Consider the following 20234-nt stretch of genomic DNA (forward strand, 5'->3'; position numbering starts at 1 on the left):
GGACGGCGGCGCCCAGGGGGGCGAGGCGGACGGTGGAGGGGCCCGGACCGTGCGCGTCACGGCCTCCCAGCACAACACCGCACGCCCCGCCCGGGCCCGGGCGGGACAGCGGCACACGGCCCGGCCAGCGAGCGCAGACACGGGCACAGCGGCCGGACGGCGGGGGCCGGGGGGCGGGCAACCGGGCGGCGGCCGACCGGGCCGGTCAACGACCCAACAACGAAGCAAGCATTGAGGGAGCGGCGAGTCCTGTGGTGTCCACGCCCGACCCCGGACGACGTGGACCGTTTCTGGCAGGCATTTCTCCGCCGCTTCGATCTGGAGCACACCTTCCGCTTCGCGAAACAGACCCTCGGCTGGGCCACCCCGAAACTCCGCACCCTCGAGGCTGCGGACCGCTGGACCTGGCTCCTGATCGTCGCGCACACCCAGCTCCGGCTCGCCCGGCCCCTCGCAGCCGACCTCCGCAGACCCTGGGAGAAACCCACCACCTCCGGCCGGCTCACCCCGGCCCGGGTCCGTCGAGGGTTCAGGAACATCCGCGCTCACCTCGTCTGCCCGGCCCGCGTTCCCAAACCCCGCGGCGCCGGCCCCGGACGGCCACCCGGCACCAAGAAACCCCGCTACGACGTCGGCAAAACCGTCAAACGCCCCGAGACCCTCAAGGCCATCGGCAAACCCGGAAGATCTTGGTAGATAAAGAACAAGCTCAGTACCTGTTTCTGAACCCCGTCAGCACAGGTCAAAGACGCGAAGGTTCGGAATAGGCACTTTGCGCAAGCGTTCCACGTTGACCGCGGGCCGCGGGCCCCTTCTCACGGCTGAGGTCCTCCCGGCAGTGGCGCGGCTGACGCGGTGTCTCCACGGCTTGAGAGAGGAGGCTAAGTGCTGGTCGGGAGACGTGTCGCAGATGGCACGGCAGTCGCCGCTGAGCGGTCGCGGGTGCGTCAGTACCACTTGGTGCACTTGGTCACTCCGGCGTGGTGGCCGCAGGCGCGCATGGACCGTCCTGACACGGGGTTGTTGGCCCTGGTGAGCGCGTCGTGCCCAGTCCTGACTTTGTTCGGTCCGCACACGTGCCAGTTGCGGCGTCCGTCGTCCGACCAGTCCAGCCAGACGGTGTCGCCCACCTTCGCCTGCCGGATCCGCGCCCATTCGAGTACCTGCGATGGCATGACGCCGACCCGCAGTTCCACCACCGCGGAGCCAATGTGCACCGAGCGCTTGGTCACGGGCGAGTCGAGGTACCCCTGGTGGGCGCTGACGTTCAGCCCGCAGCTGTGGTTGATCACGGCGCTCGGCGTCACCGTGGCGGCGTGAGCGGCGGATGGAAGGAACGTCGCGCCTAGTCCCAGTGCGGCGACTGCTGCGAGGCGTAGGACACGGCTCATATTGCTCTCCTGGTACGTCGGTCCCAACGTGACGTCTCACAGCATCCCCACTGGTCTTCCCGGCGAAAGGTATAGGACGCCACTTATGACATGGTTGTGACATCTCGTCACTTACGGGCCCTGTTTCTGAACCCTCGGAAGGCGCGGGCTCGGTAGCCTGGTGCCAGGCGGCCGGTAGGCCAAGGTCACCGTCATCACCTTGAGATCGATCAAGGTCGCGGCCACCTGGTGGACTCCCGGTGACGCCGATGACCGTCAGGGCCACGGCGTTCGTAGCACTCTTTCGCTCGCGCCACGCCATTCACGGCAGTTGCCGTTCGGGGAACGGTCACCATGCCCGTTCCCCGAACGCTTGCACAAAGCGCTCATTTCTGGCCAGCGGATCTTGACCTGCTGATACGGGGTTCAGAAACAGGCAATGAACGAACGCCCCGCTCGTGGCTCGCAACCGAGCCAGCCGGACCGCTCCACCGGCCGGCCAGAAACCAGGCATAGAAGCCCGCGGCTGACCCAAACATCCAGCCCGTTTTCCCCCATAACTCAAGTACCAGAGCATTCGACCTCCTAGAGCACAGGTGAAGGCCCAGACCACGTGGTCCGGGCCTTCACCTGTGCTCGGAACTTGCAGATCTTTCTTCCCGGTCGCTGCTGTCCGGGCTGCGGCTTTCCACACCAGGGGGTGAAGAAGCCGTTCCCGGCAGAAGGAGACGCAAGCACCCGAGACCTGTCACTGTCCCGCCCACCAAACCGAACCCGACTTGGAAGTAGTACCGATGACCACCCGCCAGACCACCGAGGAAACGCCCAAACCGATCGCGACTACTCTGGACACGCCACCCTGGGCCAGGGCCGAGACCCCACAGGGGATGCTCCCAGACAGAGAGCAGCAGGACCGCCGACCGCGAGGCGCGCACCACCCCCACGCGGACGACACCACCACAGGTATCCGCCGTCCTCGATCCCTCTGCTCAAGGAAACAGCATCATGACCAGGGACAACGCTCCCGCGCCCGTCCAGCCGCCCGGCCCCGCACCCGTCCCGCAGCAGCAGCCTGTTGCCGGTGCCGGCCTGCCCGCCGCGATAACTCACGGCGCTGTTCAGGGTGCCGTCCGGTCCATCACAGCCTGGCTGGTGGACAAGTTCCTCACCAACCCGCCCGACCGGCTCAGAACCCTGTGGCACGCGCTACCGAAGCCGTGGGAGTAGCCATCAGCAGCCGGGCAGGGCGCTCCTGCCCGGCTGCCGCCGCACCCACCGAAGTCTGCGGCCCTGGAGGCGATACGCCCCCGGCGACTACCGGCCGTTAGGTCACCGTGAGCGGAGCCGACAGTCGTAGACCGCCATCGTCAGCGCCTGCAGTGTGGTCCGCGCGGCTTCAACCTCCTGGCCGTCGTCTATGACCTCCAGCGCCTCGGCCGCCGACATGCGCACCTGGCGAGGCAGGCTGTCGTACGCGGACATCCGGTAGGCGACCGTGCGGCGGGCCTGCTGTTCCTCTGCACTGACCGACCCGGCAACGATCGGGAAGCCCGCAGCCCTGTACAGGGCGACAGCCATCAGCACGGCGTCGGCGGTCCGCTGCGAGCGCAAGGTGGTGTTCCGCCTGAGAGTCAGACGGAACACCGCTCTCACGGGCGCCGACCTCTTCTAAAGGATGTTGATCTGCCAGGCGAGGACACCCGTGGAGCCCTTGGCGCCGGAAACATCGATCCGGACCTCGTCATCGCCCTTGATGCGTTGCTGGACCACGGACTGGTCGCAGGGCACCGGAGCGTCGGAACCCGATGTGGTGGGGGCGATGGTCAGGTGTGCGTTGCCTCGCCCGACGCACGTCACGACAAGCCTGTATGTCTTTCCCTTGCCGAGCTCCGGTCGCGTGTGAATACCGTCTACGACACGTTCCGATCCGCCCTCCAGGAGAGAACCGCCGGAAATACTGGCCACGATGGCTGCCGCCCGTTTCATCAACACCTTCTCCGACGGCGGACTCGTCGTTGGAGAGGGGGCGGCTGACTGCTCAGAGGGAGTGGCCCGGCCGTCGCTGCGGCCGTCGGAGTCCTGGCTGCAGGAGGTGAGCAGCAGGACTGATGCGGCTATCGCGGTGCAGGCCGAAAGGGTGCGTGAGCTGATCGGAGGGGTCACGACGACGTTTCCCAGTACTTCCATCCGGTCTCGGACGTCGGCAGTGTCGCCTTTCCGCTGCCGAGTTCTTGCGACCCGCAGGCGCCGATGCGCTGGTACTTGGCCCATGTCACCTTATACCCCCATGAGCCGTACTGCAGATGACCGTACTTGTTGGACTTGACGTTGTGAGTGTACTGATGTCCGGTCGTGATGCTGACGCTTCCCCCGACTTTTACACTCACCTGCGCCTTGGCTTTGGCGATGATGGCGTTCGAGCTCCATTCGATGGAATCGGAAATCTCCGCGCTGATCGTGCCGGCCTTGGTGACCGAAACGCTCATAGTGCCGCCAGGTCCGTCTTTGTAGGAGGTGCCGTTCCACCACGAGGGCACGAAGTAGGGCTTCTTCGACGTGATGCTGTACCAGGTGTACGGCCCGTCGCAGTAGGTGGGCTCGCTGATCGACTGCTCAGGCCCGTCCTCCCAGTCCGCCCTGTCATTGATCTCTGTTGTCTCGTCCGCAGAGATCGTCGGGACGCCTTCAGGTGCCTCATCGTCAGAGAGCGCAGGAGCAGACGCTAAGGATGCCAGGAGAACGGCAGCAACTCCGTACCGGCAAGCTTCTTTGCATGGAGGTTCACACGGTGTCCTTCGTGGAAATCGCCCGGCTGGCGATCGAATGCCTGGACGCTACCCACTAAGCATGCGCACAACAATCACAAGCGGCGGGTTCTGAGGTGTATTTGAGGGTCATGTAACGGGGATCGGCCAAGCGCGGCCGAAAGACATCGCCGGGCTGTTCAGGTGGTCCAGTCGGGAGCATCCGGCCCACCACCGCGGCGGCGCCAGGTATCGCATACGGCACCATCGGGTTCACGGCGTTGTCGTAGATGCAGCCGGGCCGGGCTGCGGACATCCAGAGCAGGCGGCCTTACCTGCGCAGCGCTGGGCGGCCACCCGGCCCGTCACCGCGGCGACCACCGCTTCCGCGCTGGCCCGGGCACGCACCTTGATCCAGCCCCTACGGCACGGCTGGTACTTCTGGGCCAGGCCTTTCACGACGACGCCCTCGATACCGGCCGCGCCCCATGCCGGGTCGAGCCCGTCCTCGGCGGTCACCCGGTCGGTGGTGGCCGGGCACAGCACGAACGGCGCGGCCAGCACCCCTCGGCGAACAGCCCCTCCAGCAGCGCGCGCCGCGCCCGGTAGGGCTCCTGCAGGAGCGGGCCGTCGGCCGTGTCGAGAACATCGAACACGGAAGCTCGCCGGTTCGCAGAATCTCGGCCCTGCGTAGAGGGAAACTCGCGTGTTGGCCGGTGATCTCGGCGGTATCGCGGACGGGTTATAGCATGCACCGTGTCCGGCTCCGGGTGCCGCTGGTCTGCTGCATCGATCTTGGCCTGGGGCTCCCTTGGAGACCGCTGATAGATTCCTGCGGTGAGCGAGCAACTGCCCAGCGACGGCATCGAACTGTCACCCGGCGAGATCGACGCCCTCCACCTCAGGTGGTCGTCTTGCTGGACCCCGAGGGAAGTTGCGCAGCAGCTGGCCGGGATCGGCACGCCCTGGTACGTGGCCGCGGGCTGGGCGCTGGACCTCTTCCGTGGCAGGCAAACGCGCGCTCACGGGGACCTCGAGATCGCGATTCCGGCCGCGAGCTTTCCCGAGGTCCGCGACCGCTTCCCCGGATACGTCTTCGACGCGGTAGGCAGTGGCCGGATCTGGGAGGAAGCCACACCAGAGGTGCTGGCCGCCGTACATCAGACTTGGCTCCGCGATCCGGCCACCGGCAACTACCTGCTCGACGCGTTCCGCGAACCGCACGACGGCGACACCTGGATCTGCCGACGCGATGAGAGGATCCGGCTTCCCTACAGCGACATCATCCACCACACCCGAGACGGCATCCCGTATCTGGCGCCCGAACTGGTCCTGCTGTTCAAGGCCAAGCACGCCCGTCGCAAAGATCAATCAGACTTCAACGCGACCGTCCCACACATGTCCTCGGCTCAGCGCGAGACCCTGGCCGAGCTACTCGACCGCGTACACCCGGGGCATCCCTGGATTGCCGATCTGTAGCTGGCTACTGGTGCGCTCGCTCAACAATTGCTGGCTCCCCGAGGAAGCCGGTCTGCGCGCACCCGGCCGTGCGAAAGCCGGTCAAGACGTGTCCCGGCCGCCGCCGAGCCGAAGCCCGAGCGCCCGGCCTCCAGCCGCCGCATGCTCGGGGCCGGTCACTGCCCCGCCGGGCAGTGACCGTCGCTGTGACGGGTGCGGTGACACGACCGCTGTGACAGCCCATGCGGGGCGGGGACGTGCCGGGCACGCGTCGCCGAGACGCCGATGACGATCACCCGAGCCGTCCGCGCAGGCACGTCCCGTGGAGCTTCTTGCCTCCAGTACCACCGACGTCGGATTTTGACGTCCAGGGGTGCGTCGGCCCGCCCGCGTTCCTCTACCAGTCGTTCGTGCAGTCGGTACCGTTCGGGTAGGCATTGTCGCAGGCGAACAGCACCACACTCGACTCGTTGGAGTAAGGGTAGCTCTTGCCTTTGGTAGGGAGATAGCGCGTCTTGTCACTTGTGGCCAGGTGCGCGTATACGCTCACCCCCTTGCTGGCGCTGGTCCAGCCATAGTGACCGTGATACTTGCCGTTGGCCTTCTTGTACCAGGTCTTCCAGACGTGAGCCGTGCGCTTGCCGTCGGGCAGATGAAGAGTGTGCTCGCGGAAGCCAGCGGCACGACAGCCGCCGGTGTCGACGCGGGTGCAGCAGGCTGAGCTAATGCGGCGCCGGGGCCGCAGAAGTGGCGATCATGATGGACGCGGGATTCATTGCCGTCCTGTTGATCCTGGGAGCCATGTGATGGCTTGCGATGACGGCAACACTGATCGGACTATAGGGCGGGTCTACGCGCTGTCGTGGAAGACCATGAGCGTCGGTTGGGACGGGTTCGGAGGAGACATCTTCCAGCAGACGAAACGGCCATCTGGCAAGGCGCGCACGGCCGAGTAGAGCCACCGGCCCGCGGTCAACGATGTTGAGAGGTCGGCTTCCGACCCACGCTGTCAGGAGCAGTAGCCCGGGGTGTCCGCAGCGACGGTGGACTCGCGGTGGCGGCCCATCTCACTGCCCTGGCCCCAGGTCAGTGACCGCCTCAGGTGAGCAGGCAGGCTCAGGACGCGCCCAGGGCGTCGCGGACCAGCTCAGTGCCGTACGCCCTAACTGGGGCGCGGTAGTTCCAGGTCCTGGGTCGGGGCCGACGGTGCGGGCAGGCGGTGCGCTTCCCGGGTCTCACGCCTGGCAGTCCGGCCCGGGAGGCGAACAGGTAGGCGGTGGTTGTCTCACCGGCGTCGGCGTCCGCACCGTAGTCCCACCAGCCGTCGCCGACCTCCCACAGCGAGTACGTCGCGCCATCCGACAGGTGGAAGCCGTGCCGGGCCAGGCGTATGCAGACCCCGCTGCCGCGCGGACCGAACGCACTGCGGTGGCCGTCCTTCCACTCGTCCACAGGTTCAATGCTGTGGGTGCGTGCCCTCGGCAGCGCTTCGGCAAGGTCGTCGTGGAGCGTTTCGGTGACAGCGGCCGGCAACTCGAGTGCCGTGCGGCCCGCCTCCGTTACGGCAACCGCGTCCTGGGCGATCACCTCCTGCACGGTGCGGACGCGGTCGCCGTCGGCGCGCAGCTCATAGGCGCACGCGGCACCGATTCCGGCATCAGCGAGGTGGAATGCCTCGGCGGCCGTACAGCACCGGGCCGGGTCGGCGGTCGCGGTGAACAGCTGCCCGGCCAGGTCGGACCCCAGCGGGTGGAGGTTCAATCCCGCGTCGGCCCACTTTGCGGGTGAGCGGCCGGTCAGGACGGCGGCGTCGGCCGCGTCACGCACCGCGAGGATACGCATTAACCGGTACAGGCGGTGCGGGGTGAAACCGGTGCCGGCGAGGGCGGCAGCCGCCTCCTGGTTCGCGCCGACGACTGCGTAGGCGGCCGCCGTACGGCCGCAGGCCTGTGGGTACGCCCGAAGTGCCGCCCGCCGTTCCCCGGTCAGCGGCAGAACGTACTCAGTGGAGTGGGTCTGCCGACCGTCTCGTCCACGCGAAGAAAGTCGGCAACGGCCCTCGGCGGGTACGAAGAGGATCTCCTGTCAGTCCTTCAACATTGCCTCGCGCACGGGCATCCAGTCCAGGGCGGAGCGGATGCCGTCTTCCAGGGTCAGCTTCGGGCTCCATCCAAGCAACTCGGCAGCCCGGTCGCTCTTGGTGTAGGCGCCGGCGACGTCACCGGGCCGCCGATCGGCGTCGACGGTTGCCACGGGCGTGCTGACGACGTTGTTGAACGCGGCGCACAACTCTCGGACTGTCGTGCCCGAACCGGTGCCCAGGTTGATCGCGATCGAGCGCTGCTCCCCGTGGAGGATGGAGTCGAAACGCTCGATCGCGGCGATGTGAGCCGCAGCGAGGTCCCAGACGTGCACGTAATCCCGGATACCCGAGCCATCGCGTGTGGGGTAGTCCGTCCCCGTGACCGGGAACGGACGGCCTTCCTCGTGTGCCTGGATGAGCACGCCCAGGGCGTGGCTGGGCCTTTTGAGCTGGAGCCCGGTACGCAGCTGAGGGTCGGCCCCGACCGGGTTGAAATAGCGCAGAGACAACACCCGCGGCCCCGCGACGGCGATGTCGGCGAACATCTCCTCGCACACGGCCTTGGTCCGCGCGTAGGGGCTCTGCGGCGCCAGCGGCGAGTCCTCGTCGACGGGCGAGCCGTCCATGGCTTGATAGATGGAAGCTGAGCTGCTGAAGATGAGGCGGTCCAAGCCGTTGCGATGCAGGTGACTGACGAAGGCCAGGCTCTTGGCCACGTTCGCCTCGTAGTAACCGATCGGGTCCGCCACCGACTCCGGCACCACGATCAGCGCCGCGCAGTGCACCACCGCGGAAATCTCCGGGTGCTCCGAAAAGACGCGGTCGACCAGTGCCCCGTCCGCGATATCACCCTCGTAGAAGGTGCGGCCCTCGGTTAACTCACGGCGGCCCCGGACGAGGTTGTCGAGGATCACGGGAGTGACGCCGCTGTCCAGGCAGGCCGAGGCGACCGTGCTGCCGATGTAACCGGCTCCCCCAGCGATAAGGACCTTCACCACGATGTCTCTCCCTGGCTCGTTTCACGCCGGTTGGTGATCAACGCAAGGCTAACGGAAACAGCTGATCGGTCCTCGTCAACGACCTCAGCCCCGCCCGGACCAGACTGCCGGTACGGAACGGGAACGGCTCACCCACCACACCACACCAACCACGGACGACGATCAGGAGCTCGACGTCTGCCTGCCTGCTGTGCCCAAGCTCGTTAGATCACCTGCACGAATTTACGCTGGAGCGCGTAAGTCTTGTCCGGTTGATAGCCGAGGCGTTTGTAGAGGCCGAGTGCGCCTGTTGGGGAGTCCGCGTCGACTTCGAGGGATGTGGTGTCGTAGCCGTCCTCGACCGCGACGTGGAGCGTGTGCGCGAGCAGCGCGGAGGCGATACCCCGACGACGGCCCGCGCGGGCGGTGCCGACGACGGAGATGTACAGGTCTCGCTGTCCGGTGATCTTCTGGTGCGCCTCGAACTCTTCGCACATCACGATCGCCAGCGGCTCGCCGCGCTCGCAGGCGATGAAGCTGTTGGCTGCGCGGAAGGCCGGGCCCCCGGTGAACTGTGCCCAGGTCTCCCGCGTGGCGTGCGTGCTGCCGAAGTGATCCCGGAAGGAGTCGTTGCGCACGGCACGTGCGTCCTCCGAGCGATCCGGGCTGAGCGCGTGAAACGACACGCCCGCCGGGGCCGGAGACGCCGGCATCACGGCGAGCGCGGCGCGCAGGTCGGGCACGACCATGTGATGCGTCCAGCGAACCTGCTCGTAGCCGCGTGACCGGAACAAATCGACGGCCGTTGCGTTGTCCATCGCGCAGCTGTCCAGCAGCGCCAGCGGCGCGCCGAGGAATCGCTCCTTGTGCAGAAGCGACGCCGCCTGCTCTGCCCACTCGAGCAGTTGAGTGCCGATACCGAGGCCTCGGTACTCCGGGTCCACGCCGCCCAGTTGCCAGAAGTCGTGGAAGGGCTCCGCCGAAGTCCGCGCTTTCATCCAGTGATGACCGACCATACGGTCGCCATCCCATGCGGCCATGCTGCCGCGCGCCATGTCGACGTAGGAGTCCGTGAAGCGCTGGGCGAGCTCCGCCTCGGATGGGGGCCTTCCGTCCTTATCCACCGCCTCGATTGCCTGACGCAGGCGCAGCCATGCAGACAGGTCCGATCGATCGATCGGACGCCAGGTGAACCCCGGCGTAGCCTCGGTGCTCATATCCGCAATATAGCTAAACCGGCACGTCAGGGGCGACGCACGGCATATCCAGGGGCCTCGGCGAGGTCGGCGCTGTCCGGGATCTTGGGGATTCAACCGGATCATGTGCACTGTCAGAGAAGCCACGATCGGAGATTCTGGGAGCATGTTGCTGCCGCTATCCCATGGGAAGACCGAGCTCATCGAGGTCGTCCGCATCACCGACCCCGTGAGGCACCTCAGTTCGGACGGCCTGGCCGGCGACGCTGTCGCGATCTGGGAGGGAGACCTAGCCCAGCAAGCCCTGTCCCTGATCGCCGACCTACCAGGAAGTGAGCCGTACCGCTGCTTCCTCCCAGGCTGGGGAATCCGGGCGCACAGTTCCACCAATCAGCTCTTCGAGATCGCCTTCTGCTTCCGCTGTCACGGTGCCCGTATCTGGGGACCGGGGCTTCCTGTCGAACAGCAAGGCCAGACCTTTGACGCAGGGAGCCCTGCCGGACTTGAACTGCTCCACCGATTCCGCTCCTGCCTGCCGGACTGAGGTCTCAGCAGATTGGGGACGAAGAGGCCGCCGTATCACAGCCGTGCCGGATGCAGAGGTCAGCAGCGGTGCAAGGGTGGCTGGTGAGGGCATGCGTCTCCGCTCGCCCAGCCAGCGAAGCCGCAGGCCACCTGCCCTACGCCCCACCCTTCTCCCAAAGGGCCGGACCGGGACCGCGCACGGGGTACACGACGAGCCGCAACTCGGCGCGAGGGACCGAGCCCAGGCCCAGCCCGGACGGACAGGGCGCGGGCCGGCACAGCGCGGCGGTGGCACTGCGGCCGGGCGCGGGGCGCAGAGCGGACCACGCCCGGCCGGCGAACTCCGCGGCGTCACGGACATGGGGGTTGACGGGGGCGGGCAGGGCATGGCTGAGGGTGAGCGCGGGCGTGGATGGCCTCGGCCGGGCGGGGAAGGCGCCGGGGTGGCGCACGGCACTCGCGTCGGCGGGGTAGAACGCGGCGAGTGCCGGCTGGTAGGGCTTCAGGGAGTTGTGACGGGTGCGTTCGTGGCAGTGTCACGGTGCCGGACGGAGTTGGACGCCGGGGATGGCTGTGAGGGGCGACGCGTTGTTCGAGTTGTGCGGCGCACTGCGGAGCAGGGACGGGCGGCACGGACCCTGGTGGACCTCGTCCGCGCCGCCCCGCACACCGGTGTGGTCGGGAGCGTCCGCCGAAGCGTCTGTGAGCTGTCGGCGGAGTTACCGACAGAGAGGCACTGGCCAGAGGTCGAGCGGAATGCGCCCATATCGCTACCTTCGCCTACCAACGCGGTGGATCAGCTTCAAGGAGGCAACCGGTGTCACGTCGGGCGCGTCGTCACGGCAGTGGCGGCCGAACCGGGCAGCACTACAGCGCCACCCCTAATCTGAGGTCGTACAGCCAGCCGCCGGCAGGCCCGGTGACCATCACCCGCCCCGACGGAACCGTGGAAGTGCAGGCGCCGCAGAAGGCAGTGCGGGATGTCCCCGCACCGCGGCGCAAGAAGCCGAAGGCGGGTCCGAAGCCGCTGCCCATGCCCACGATGAAAGCACCTCCTGCCCGTGTAATGCCCCTCCTGCGGCCGGAAGGCGGAGGACCCCTGCACGATCCGGCAGGGCCACGGGGCGCGAGTGGAGCTCTACCGGACGGTTAAGGGCCAGCGCAGCACCGCGGAGAAGGTCGTGGCCGCCGTGCAGAAGGGGGTGGAGGTCCGGTAGGAGAAGCTGGCCGGCCGTCTCGTGACGGCCGGCCCCTACTTCCTCGACTTCGAGGAGCTGGTCCATGGCCTCCCCTACTTCAATGAGCTGATCCGCCGCCTCCCGCAGGTGCTGCGCCTTGGCGCGCGGTGGCTGCGGCCGGGTGGCGCGGCGGGGAGGCATGTCGGAGTCCAGGTCGATGGCCCGGCGCATCCAGCGGTCAGCGTCCCGGAGTTCGCCGCGGCGCCACCCGGACTATGCGTCAGCCCTGACCCGCACCGGGGTCGAACAGGCCCTCTGCGTATGCCTTCTGGGCCGGCGCCCGCCAGACCGGTACGCTGCCGTGCATGGCCTGTGCCGTCATCGATGCGGGGGTCGCACATGTCGAACACCATTCTCCTGCTCCTATCCATCGGCCCGCTCGCCATGGTCCTGGCGATGATCGCCTCGCAGCGGTTGGGCGAGGTCAACGACGCCTATACCGGCGAGGTCACCGGCCGGTGGGTGAGCAGTTCGACTGGTACCTACGGCCCCACGGTCCACTGCATCATGCGGATCCGCACCGAAGAGGGGCGGAAGCTCACCATCGAGGTGAACAGCCGGACGTACCAGTCGCTCGGCGTCGGCGACCGGGTGGTCAAGGCGCCGGGTGCGCGCTGGCCGGTGCGATCGGTGTAACTCCGTCTACGGCTACGTGACTGTCTGAACGTCCGGTACACCAAGTTGTGACGGGTTCTCCAGTCACCGCGCAGACGGACGTACCCGACCGGATGTCACCACCGCCCGTCGTCGACGGAGGTGTCTGCGAGGAACTCGACCACGAGCTGGGGCTCGACTGGCGTGACGTCGAGATCGACGTGACCCCACCCACCGGAGAAGCGGCGGCCATGCCACGGGTGCAGCCAGCCACCGCACTCGCTCACGCCGGGCGCGGCCTGTTCAGCGTGTCCTGCCGCCGCCGAGGTCGTTGTGCTGGGCGAAGCGTGCATGATCCGCCCCACGGCAAGCGGGCTCGAGGGCCCTGCCCGCCCGGCCAGCGCCTTCACCCCCGACGGCGCTGCGGAGCTGCCGTCACGCGATACTCCGCTGATGGGGCCGGCCTCCGCGCCACTCCACCCAACGCGGGTCATCGAGCTCCATCCGGGTCGGGTACTCCACCCACTTCCAGGAAGACGACCAGGTCGTGGTCAGGCGCGTCAGGCCCAGGATCTCCTCCCGGCCGTGCCGGCGCGCGGTGACCCGACGGCCGCCGGTCTGCGACGGCCGGTGCACGACGACCGGTGCACGGCCCGTGCCCCCGGCCTCGCCCACACCGCGGCACCCCGGCCAGCCCGCGACGTCGACCGCCTTCCCCCGGCTATCGCCTGGGGAAAAGCTGTCGTCCTCGCCGCGCTGGCAAAGGAGGCTGCCCGGCCCGGGCGGCTTCTCGTCGACGCCGTCTCTCCCCGTGTCCGACGGGAGGGGCGGCGTCCGACGTGTGTGCTCAGCCGAGGCGACGGAACAGCCCGCGGAATTTGCCCGGCTCCTGGCCGTGGTGGTGCTCCGGCTCCGGTGGCGTGGCGGCCTGGAGCCGGGCGACTTCGGGGGCTGCTTCCTCGCGGGCGACGTCGTCGGCATGGCAGGTGCCGCAGCACACCGACAGGTCCCCGGCGTTCCCAGGCCGGTCAACGTCTCGGTGAAGACGAAGCCTCTGACCCCGCACATGATTCTCTGACTAAAGTCAGAGAATGGACAGAGTGCAGATCGACCAGGTGCGGCAGTTCAACCGCACCGTTACCGAACGTGTGGGCGTACTCCACGACCAGTACCTAGGCCGCGACCGGCCCATCGGTGAAGCCCGGCTGCTCTGGGAGATCGGTGAGGACGGCCAGGACGTGCGGCAACTGCGCGAACACCTCGCGCTCGACTCCGGGTACGTCAGCCGACTGCTGCGCTCCCTTGAAGCCGACGGCCTGGTGACGGTGGAGCCGCACCCCCGGGACAGGCGGGTGCGCACCATCCGGCTCACCGATGCGGGCCGCGCTGAGCGCGCGGTGCTCGATGGCCGCAGCGACGAGCTGGCCAGCTCTCTCCTGGAGCCGCTCAACACGGCCCAGCGCGCCCGGCTGACCGCCGCCATGGCAGAGGTCGAACGGTTGCTGACCGCTGCGACGGTCACGCTGGACGCGGTTGACCCAGACCACCCCGACGCCCAGCACTGCCTGCGGTCCTACTTCGCCGAGATTCAGACACGCTTTGAGACCGGCTTCGATCCCGCGCGGAGCCTGCTGCCCGACGCGGGCGAACTCCGGCCCCCGCGCGGCCTGTTCCTGGTTGCCCGGCTGCACGGAGAGCCCGTCGGCTGTGCCGGCCTGAAGCTGCCCCCCGGCGCCCCGGCCGAGATAAAACGCATGTGGGTCGCGCCCCGCACCCGGGGCCTCGGTCTCGGCCGCCGGTTCCTGACCGAGCTGGAGGCTCAAGCCGCCCAGCGAGGCTGGGAGGTACTCCGCCTGGACACCAACGAGGCGCTCACCGCGGCGATTGGTCTCTACCACTCCAGCGGCTTCCAGGAGGTCGCTGCCTTCAACGACGAGCCGTACGCCCACCACTGGTTCGAGAAGCGGATCAGCACACCACCGTTCGCATGAGGGCCCAGGTGGACCGGCGGCTCGTCAGGCGGCCCTGGCCGGGTAACCGGTCCACGCTCGGATCGGTTCGCTCATCTCCGAGCCGTACCGGGGCCAGCGCTCCTGCCCGTCGGCCGCGGTCCCGAACTTGTGAGCGAGACAGCCACATCCAGGAGTGGCCGGACCGGACCCGGTGACCCGTGATCACGCGACACTTCGACAACAGGGCCTCGTGCTCCTCGCTGGACTCGACATCCGCGAGCTACCAAGAGGCCCTTCTCTCATGCCTCCGCATCGGCAATGTGCCCCGATTCAAGGGCCTGTCCGAGGCCGACCGAGCACGCGAACGGATAGACCGGGTCTTCGCCGGCGGCGGCGTCATGGCGAAGCCGGCTTCGTCCTCGAAGACGAGCCAGGCTCCACGGGCCGCCTCTTCCGGGCACGGCCACACCATCCGTAGTAACCGCGGACCGCGCTGGCCTACCACTACCAGGCTGCGACCCAGTTGGTCAGGTCCGCGGCCACCTGCGAGGCGGAGGGCATGGCAGCAATCTCGTCACGGAGACCCCGTGCCGCCTGGGCGAACGCGGGCTCGGACAGCACCCGGGCGACTGCGGCGGTGACCGCTTCCGGCGCCTGCTCGCCTATCGGCAGCGCCAGTCCGGCTCCCGTCTTCTGCACGCGGAACGCCTGGCGCTGCTGGCCGGCAGTACCCGGAACGACGACGGCCGGCAGCCCGCGGGACCCGGTCCCGAAGGTGGTGCCGGAGCCGCCGTGGTGGACCACAACCGCCACGCCGTCGAACAGTTCGGCCGCGGGGACGAACGCGACTAGTTCGACACGGCCGGGCGGCACGTCGAGACCGTCGGTCGGGGCGCCGCCCGTGGTGGCCACCAGATCGACGTCCAGCTCGCTCAGCGAACGCAGCACCGGTCCGAGAGCCGACTCCTTCGAAGCGGTGCTGAAGCTCACCAGGACCCGGGGGCGCCCGGTGCCGGGCACACGGGGGGCGGGCTGCGTGCCGTCGGCCCGTCGGTGAGGCTCCGGCCGCAGGGCGACGGTCTCGAGCGGCGGCAGCGCGCCTCCCCGCTGCAGGCTGGGCGGACACAGGTCGACCAGCAGGTCGCCGGAAAACGCGTGGACCGGGGCTTCCAGGCCACGCTCCAGGTACCGGGAGCGCGCCGCCTCGGCCATCGCGTCCAGCATGTCCGGTTCCAGCGCGGGGTCGACGGCCACGACGACGGACGGGACCTTCAGAACGGCCGCGACGAGCGGTCCCACGAAGTCGCAATGCTCGGCCACCACCAGGTCGGGACTCCAGGCGGTAGCAGCAGCCAAGGCCTCTTCGGCGCTGAGGTCGACTCGCTCAGCGGCGAAAAGCTCGGCGGCGAACACGGCGGGGTTCCCCTTCATGAGGTCGGGCCCGACGCGCCGGATCACCTTGGCCATCACCTCGTCCATACCGGGGCCCGCGGGGAAGAGGGTGAAACCTTCCCGCTCGATCAGGCCGGCCATCCCGGCAGCACTGACGAAAGATACGGTGTGGCCCTGCTGCCGGAACGCCCGCGCGAGGGGCAACAGCGGCAGCATGTGACCGGTCAGTGCATTGCCGAACATCAGAACGCGCATGGGATTGCCCCGTGTTTCCTACTAGTCGGTGAGGTCCAACCGTCGGATCGCGCGCTGCGCAGGACGGCCGCTCATGCCCCGCAACCGGGGCCCTGCCGCCACACTATAATTGCACACTCAATCACTTACGTCCTGGGGTACCCCAGCCTCCATGCCGATGAATGTCGTTGTCCGGGTACGGAGGACTTGAATTGAGTCGATTGCTCTGGCAGCCCATGCGGAGCCAGGGCTTCGGCGTAGTCAGCAACTGTCCTTTTCCTGATTACCGAGGTTGAACTTGTGGTGTCGTAGGGACTGAGGGGTGGGCAGTCCTCTGCCGTATCGGCGCGGACGCCTACGACTTCCTGGAGGTGGTCGAGGCGGCGGGGCCGCGCCGAGTTGGCGGCCGCACACGCCTTCGTCCGCGACCCCGCCGAGCGCCCGCCGACGCCGCTCCGGCGGCTGACCGGTGCGTCCCTGCATGCCGGGATTCACCTCGCTGGTGAGGGCGCTCTCTGAGACCGTGGCGGACACGGTTGCGCCCGAGGCCGGAAGCCACACCTGGCGGCCGCACCAGTCGTGAGATCCGTCCTCTCCCCTCAGTGCCGGGTGCCCGGCAACCCGACCCCCTGACGCGCGGCGTCCCGTTCGACCGCAGGGCTCCGGGACACCCGCACGGCCATTTGCTAGTCAGCGGTATCAGTGCATAGCTAAGGTGGTGGGTATGGCAAAGCAGACGAACATCCGGCTGGACGATGACGTGAGGGCGGCCGCCGAGGACCGCGCCAAGCGCCGCGGCCTGAGCCTCCAGGGATACGTCGCCGACCTGATCGAGGCCGACGTGAACCAGTCCCGCGCAGCCTTCATGGCCGGCGCTGCATCGTTTCTGGCGGCGTACACGGACGTGTTCGATGCGGAGGTCGGCGAGGACCGGTACCCCGGCCTCGCGGGCACCACCCCGGCGAAGACGGCACCGAGGAACGCCGCGTGACCCTCCGCATCGACCTCGCGTGGATCCTGGCAGTGGCCCAGCAGATCCCGGGAGACCCTCAGGTCGTCGACTACGGCGTCCCCGTAGCAGCGGAAGCACGCCATCGGGCCGAGATCCTTGACCACGAGGTCTACCCCGAACCTCACCACAAGGCCGCGGCACTCTTGTGCGAGTTGGCGAGAAACCCCAGCCTGGAGGCGAGGAATCTCCTGTTCGCGGCAACCGTGACCGCGGCCTACCTGTCGGCGTACGGCCTTCCGGTGAGCCCTGGCCTGGACACCGTGTTCCCGCTGGCCCGCGCCGCCCGGGACGGGCTCCCAGTACGGGAAGTCGCCGCTCAGATCAAGACCTGGACGAGCTGATCGAGCGGCCCCTCATCGCGGTACCGAGCCAGGTCAGGTCCAGATCATCGACAAGCGTCGACCCGGTCATCCACCTGTGAACATGTAGGCGTCCACGCTGAGCGGGCGCGGCCTGGGCAGGGCGCTGGTGGTCGCGCGATCATCAGCGAGCCGCCGCTGAGGGGGAACGCGCATGACCAGCCTCCGATACCCGGATGCCGCCTGGCGCGCCGCCGCGCTCCTGCACACGATTGTGCGCCTGGAGCCACTCCCCCGCCGCAACGGCCTGTTCGCCGCCTTCGTGGCCGCTCAGTGCATGGACCAGTATCGACTTCGTCACGTACAGTCACGGCACCTGTTCGGACAGGGGCGCAGTTCAGGGAGACGAAGGGGGACTGATCAGGTGGCAACGATCGGCAGGTTGTTCAGGACATCCAGACAGGTGAACTTCCACGCTCCAGCGACCTTGCGCAGCTTCGCGTCGTAGAAGCCGATGGTGACGGGCGAGATGGTGCCCCGCGTCCCCTGGATTGCCTCGGGCCAACCCCCTTCGGGCTCCGGCTCGGCAGCCGCCGCCATCAGTATGAACTGCGCGTGCATCGTCGCCGCATCCCCGTCCACCTCGACGAGGTGGTCGCTGGTGATGTGGTGCATGTAGACGCCCTTGGGCAGCGGGGGCCACTCCTCCATGATCCGGCGGATCTCCTTGTGGCCGATGTACGGCTCGTCGTGGGGTTTGTACGGCTCAGTGCCGGACCGGCTGAAGAATCGGATCATCCCGTCCTCGGTGAACAATGCGGACTGCGCATCTGCATCCCGGTCGTCCGTGAACCGGACGTAGCGGGAGAGGACGTCTTGGATCGCATACCTGTCGTTCGTCATCGTTTCTCTTCGTGGTGTGGTGTGGTGTGGGGAGGCGATGCCACCGCAGCCCTCAGGCCGGTGGCCGTTCCGAGGTTCGTGCGGCCGGGACGCTCACCGCCGCCGTGGGCCCCTCATCCACACTGCTCGGCGTCGGCGCGGGGCGTCCCCCGGCCTTGGCGGTAAAGGACGGGCTACTGGTCACCTCGTCGGCGGTGTGGGCCGGCCGGGCACCGGTCCACGTGCTCGGTGCCGAGCTCCTCCCGGACGTGCGCGGCAAGGCCGCCGAGGGCGCCGGGTCAGGCGGAGCGCTCAGGCGCGGCGGCCCCCGGTCAAGTCGCTGGTCCACTGGCAGGACAGGCCGGCTGGTCACCGTGCTCGGTCGGCTGCCGGGCCCGGCCGGTGCCGGTCAGCGACGCGAGGTCGGCCGCCGGACCGGTGGTGACCGTCGGGCTCGCTCGTTCACGCCCCGGCACGGCGCCGGCATGAGGCAGCGCCCGCGTCTGGTCGTGTACGCCCTGACCGGCCCCGCCGGGAGCACCCGTCCGCCCGACTCACGCCGGCTTCGTGATGTGCCTGCGCGGCGACCGCCCTCCTGTCCGGCACGGGTGGCCGTGGTCACCGGGTCACGAGGGTTCGGCGGCGCGCCGGTTGACGGCGGCGGCCCGGTCCAGCAGGGCCGGGTCGGTGAGGGTCAGCGGGTGGGCGAGTCCGAAGGCCACGGCTTTGAGTGCTTCGTTGACCGTCTCGTCCACGAGGGCCGCCTGGGCGAGTTGCTGTCTGGCGGCACGCGCCTGGCGTATCTCCGGCGGTACCTCCACACCGTCGATCGCGTCCTGGCGGGCCTGGTCCGCGCCGGCCGAGAAGCTCCACAGGGCGTCCACGACCATCGCCTGCGCGGCGAAGAAGGAGTCGGCGGGCGCGTCGGGGTCCGGGTTCCGGTTCAGGTGGTCGGACAGGCAGGACGCCTGGAGGGCGGCCGAGCTCATGCCCTGGCCGTACGCGGCGTTCATGGACGCCACCGCGTCGCCGATGCTGATCAGGCGGTGGGGGAAGCGGGACAGGGAGGTGAAGTCGCGGCGCCTGCTGTCGGCCTGGTGGAAGTGCGCCGGTTCGCGGGTGACCGTGCCCATGGCCGCTTCGGCGAACGGGCCGGGCAGCTTCTCGCAGAGCGCCCGGAAGTCCTCGACGGTCTGCGGGGGGTTGCCTTCGGCGTAACAGGTGATGCCGATGAGCCACTGCCGGTTCTCGACGGGCTGTGCCAGGGCCACCGCCAGTCCGCCGGGGCCGGGGGGAAGGGTGAACTGCGCAGCCGTCTGTTCCGGGTCGGTCAGGTGCCGTCCGGTGCGCTCGAACAAGGCGGTCGCGTACTGCATCCCGGTCCGCATGCGTTCGAGGCCAGGCCGCTCGTAGCCTGCCTGCTCTAGCCAGTCCGGAAGCCTGCCGGCCCGCCCCATCGCGTCCACGACGAGGTCGGCGGCCAGCGTGCCCGGACCCTCGTCGGTGGTGTAGCGCACCGCGGTCACCCGCTCGCCGTGGAAGTCGAGCCCGGTGGCCTGCGCCTTGAGCGTCCGGACGGGGGCCAGAGCGAGGACGCGGCGACGTATGCGGGATTCCAGCAGCGGCCGGCTGCACACCAGGAGGCTGGTGGTGCCGCTCTGCAGCTGCCGCGTGCTGTCGACGTAGGTGATGATCCCGTCGGGTCCGACGAGGGTGGCGCCGAGGCTCCGGGCGTCTTCGGTCAGGCCGGGAAACCACTGCTCCAGCAGCTGGAGGCCGGCCGGACCGATGCCGTGCACCTGGTGGCCCTGGGGCACACCGGCCCGGGGGTTTCCGTCGGCGTCCATCGGGTCGCGTTCGACGATGACGACGGTACGGGCGTGGTCGGCCAGGACCCGCGCGGCGAGCAGTCCGGCGATGCTGCCGCCCAGCACGCACACCGTCTCGTAGCGGATGACCGGGTGCTCGGGAAGCCGCACTCGGGTGATCTTCTCGAAAGCCGTGACGAGGGGATGCGTCACCATAACTCCCATGCAGTGTGTGGCGTGATCGCGGGGTCGCGCGCCGCTCGTTCGGGTCGCCTCCGACCCCGAACTGATCGCGCGGGCCGGCGGAGTGGCGGGCATCGGCGCGCCACGCTTGAAGGACGTGCGGTCGGGCCGGCAGGACGCGGCGCGCGGCCTGGTCCTGTCGTGACGGTGAGCCGCGTGTCGGCGGTGGGGCCGTGGGTGCCGCGAGGATCCTCGCCCGATGGTCCGCTTGGATGCGGACCATCAGG

At 68.6% G+C, this 20234-nt stretch carries 17 protein-coding genes and 4 pseudogenes; 9 read left to right on the top strand and 12 right to left on the bottom strand.

Going from position 1 to position 20234, the window contains the following annotated elements; translation table 11 throughout:
• Positions 1–270 precede the first annotated feature (270 nt).
• Positions 271–696 (top strand): annotated as a pseudogene (locus LG395_RS40150) (NF041680 family putative transposase); the annotation flags it as partial.
• Between the two features lie 251 nt (positions 697–947).
• Here LG395_RS40150 and LG395_RS40155 read toward each other — a convergent pair.
• Complete coding sequence (locus tag LG395_RS40155; RefSeq protein ID WP_225814423.1) at positions 948–1391, bottom strand: hypothetical protein; 444 nt, start codon at positions 1389–1391, stop codon at positions 948–950.
• A gap of 984 nt (positions 1392–2375) precedes the next feature.
• Here LG395_RS40155 and LG395_RS40160 point away from each other — a divergent pair.
• A complete protein-coding gene (locus LG395_RS40160; protein ID WP_225814424.1) occupies positions 2376–2597 on the top strand; it encodes a hypothetical protein in 222 nt (73 codons plus the stop codon).
• Between the two features lie 102 nt (positions 2598–2699).
• Here LG395_RS40160 and LG395_RS40165 read toward each other — a convergent pair whose 3' ends face one another.
• The 4 genes from LG395_RS40165 to LG395_RS40180 form a co-directional block, all read right to left on the bottom strand.
• Complete coding sequence (locus LG395_RS40165; RefSeq protein ID WP_225814425.1) at positions 2700–3023, bottom strand: hypothetical protein; 324 nt, start codon at positions 3021–3023, stop codon at positions 2700–2702.
• A gap of 15 nt (positions 3024–3038) precedes the next feature.
• Entirely contained in the window at positions 3039–3356 is a 318-nt protein-coding gene (locus LG395_RS40170; protein ID WP_225814426.1) for a DUF6023 family protein, read from the bottom strand.
• A gap of 173 nt (positions 3357–3529) precedes the next feature.
• On the bottom strand, positions 3530–3856 hold the full coding sequence (locus tag LG395_RS40175) for a hypothetical protein (RefSeq protein ID WP_225814427.1): 327 nt from the start codon (positions 3854–3856) through the stop codon (positions 3530–3532).
• A gap of 531 nt (positions 3857–4387) precedes the next feature.
• Positions 4388–4678 (bottom strand): DNA ligase-like domain-containing protein, encoded by a 291-nt coding sequence (locus tag LG395_RS40180; protein WP_225814428.1) that lies wholly within the window; start codon positions 4676–4678, stop codon positions 4388–4390.
• Positions 4679–4951: 273 nt separating this feature from the next.
• Here LG395_RS40180 and LG395_RS40185 point away from each other — a divergent pair, with 273 nt between their 5' ends.
• Positions 4952–5593 (top strand): nucleotidyltransferase domain-containing protein, encoded by a 642-nt coding sequence (locus tag LG395_RS40185; protein WP_225814429.1) that lies wholly within the window; start codon positions 4952–4954, stop codon positions 5591–5593.
• A 997-nt stretch (positions 5594–6590) separates the two neighbouring features.
• Here the strand turns inward: LG395_RS40185 and LG395_RS41940 are convergent.
• The 3 genes and pseudogenes from LG395_RS41940 to LG395_RS40200 form a co-directional block, all read right to left on the bottom strand.
• Positions 6591–6727, bottom strand: a pseudogene (locus LG395_RS41940) (IS30 family transposase); the annotation flags it as partial.
• Positions 6728–7657: 930 nt separating this feature from the next.
• The gene (galE, locus tag LG395_RS40195; RefSeq protein ID WP_225814431.1) at positions 7658–8653 is read right to left on the bottom strand and encodes a UDP-glucose 4-epimerase GalE; all 996 of its coding nucleotides are present in this window, start codon (positions 8651–8653) and stop codon (positions 7658–7660) included.
• Between the two features lie 203 nt (positions 8654–8856).
• Entirely contained in the window at positions 8857–9849 is a 993-nt protein-coding gene (locus LG395_RS40200; protein WP_225814433.1) for a GNAT family N-acetyltransferase, read from the bottom strand.
• A 145-nt stretch (positions 9850–9994) separates the two neighbouring features.
• Here LG395_RS40200 and LG395_RS40205 point away from each other — a divergent pair, with 145 nt between their 5' ends.
• From LG395_RS40205 to LG395_RS40215, 3 genes are all read left to right on the top strand, one after another.
• Positions 9995–10372 (top strand): hypothetical protein, encoded by a 378-nt coding sequence (locus LG395_RS40205; protein WP_225814435.1) that lies wholly within the window; start codon positions 9995–9997, stop codon positions 10370–10372.
• A gap of 1558 nt (positions 10373–11930) precedes the next feature.
• Positions 11931–12227, top strand: coding sequence for a DUF7489 domain-containing protein (locus tag LG395_RS40210; protein ID WP_225814437.1), 297 nt, complete (start codon positions 11931–11933; stop codon positions 12225–12227).
• 1049 nt (positions 12228–13276) lie between these two features.
• Complete coding sequence (locus LG395_RS40215) at positions 13277–14176, top strand: bifunctional helix-turn-helix transcriptional regulator/GNAT family N-acetyltransferase (RefSeq protein WP_225814439.1); 900 nt, start codon at positions 13277–13279, stop codon at positions 14174–14176.
• Positions 14177–14495: 319 nt separating this feature from the next.
• On the opposite strand, the pseudogene LG395_RS41945 reads toward LG395_RS40215, so the two are convergent.
• Positions 14496–14585: pseudogene (locus LG395_RS41945) on the bottom strand (transposase); the annotation flags it as partial.
• Between the two features lie 56 nt (positions 14586–14641).
• A complete protein-coding gene (locus LG395_RS40220) occupies positions 14642–15784 on the bottom strand; it encodes a glycosyltransferase (protein ID WP_225814440.1) in 1143 nt (380 codons plus the stop codon).
• Positions 15785–16487: 703 nt separating this feature from the next.
• Here LG395_RS40220 and LG395_RS40225 point away from each other — a divergent pair.
• The 3 genes and pseudogenes from LG395_RS40225 to LG395_RS40235 all read left to right on the top strand — a co-directional run.
• Positions 16488–16754 (top strand): hypothetical protein, encoded by a 267-nt coding sequence (locus LG395_RS40225; protein WP_171159441.1) that lies wholly within the window; start codon positions 16488–16490, stop codon positions 16752–16754.
• The gene (locus LG395_RS40230; RefSeq protein ID WP_225814441.1) at positions 16751–17116 is read left to right on the top strand and encodes a hypothetical protein; all 366 of its coding nucleotides are present in this window, start codon (positions 16751–16753) and stop codon (positions 17114–17116) included. Before LG395_RS40225 ends, LG395_RS40230 begins: the two co-directional genes overlap by 4 nt.
• A gap of 190 nt (positions 17117–17306) precedes the next feature.
• Positions 17307–17420 (top strand): annotated as a pseudogene (locus LG395_RS40235) (toxin Doc); the annotation flags it as partial.
• 74 nt (positions 17421–17494) lie between these two features.
• Here LG395_RS40235 and LG395_RS40240 read toward each other — a convergent pair.
• Positions 17495–17977 (bottom strand): nuclear transport factor 2 family protein, encoded by a 483-nt coding sequence (locus LG395_RS40240; protein WP_225814442.1) that lies wholly within the window; start codon positions 17975–17977, stop codon positions 17495–17497.
• 605 nt (positions 17978–18582) lie between these two features.
• Positions 18583–19980, bottom strand: coding sequence for an NAD(P)/FAD-dependent oxidoreductase (locus LG395_RS40245; RefSeq protein WP_225814443.1), 1398 nt, complete (start codon positions 19978–19980; stop codon positions 18583–18585).
• Positions 19981–20234 lie beyond the last annotated feature (254 nt).

Source organism: Streptomyces spinosus (assembly GCF_020400655.1).
GTDB lineage: Bacteria > Actinomycetota > Actinomycetes > Streptomycetales > Streptomycetaceae > Streptomyces > Streptomyces argyrophylli.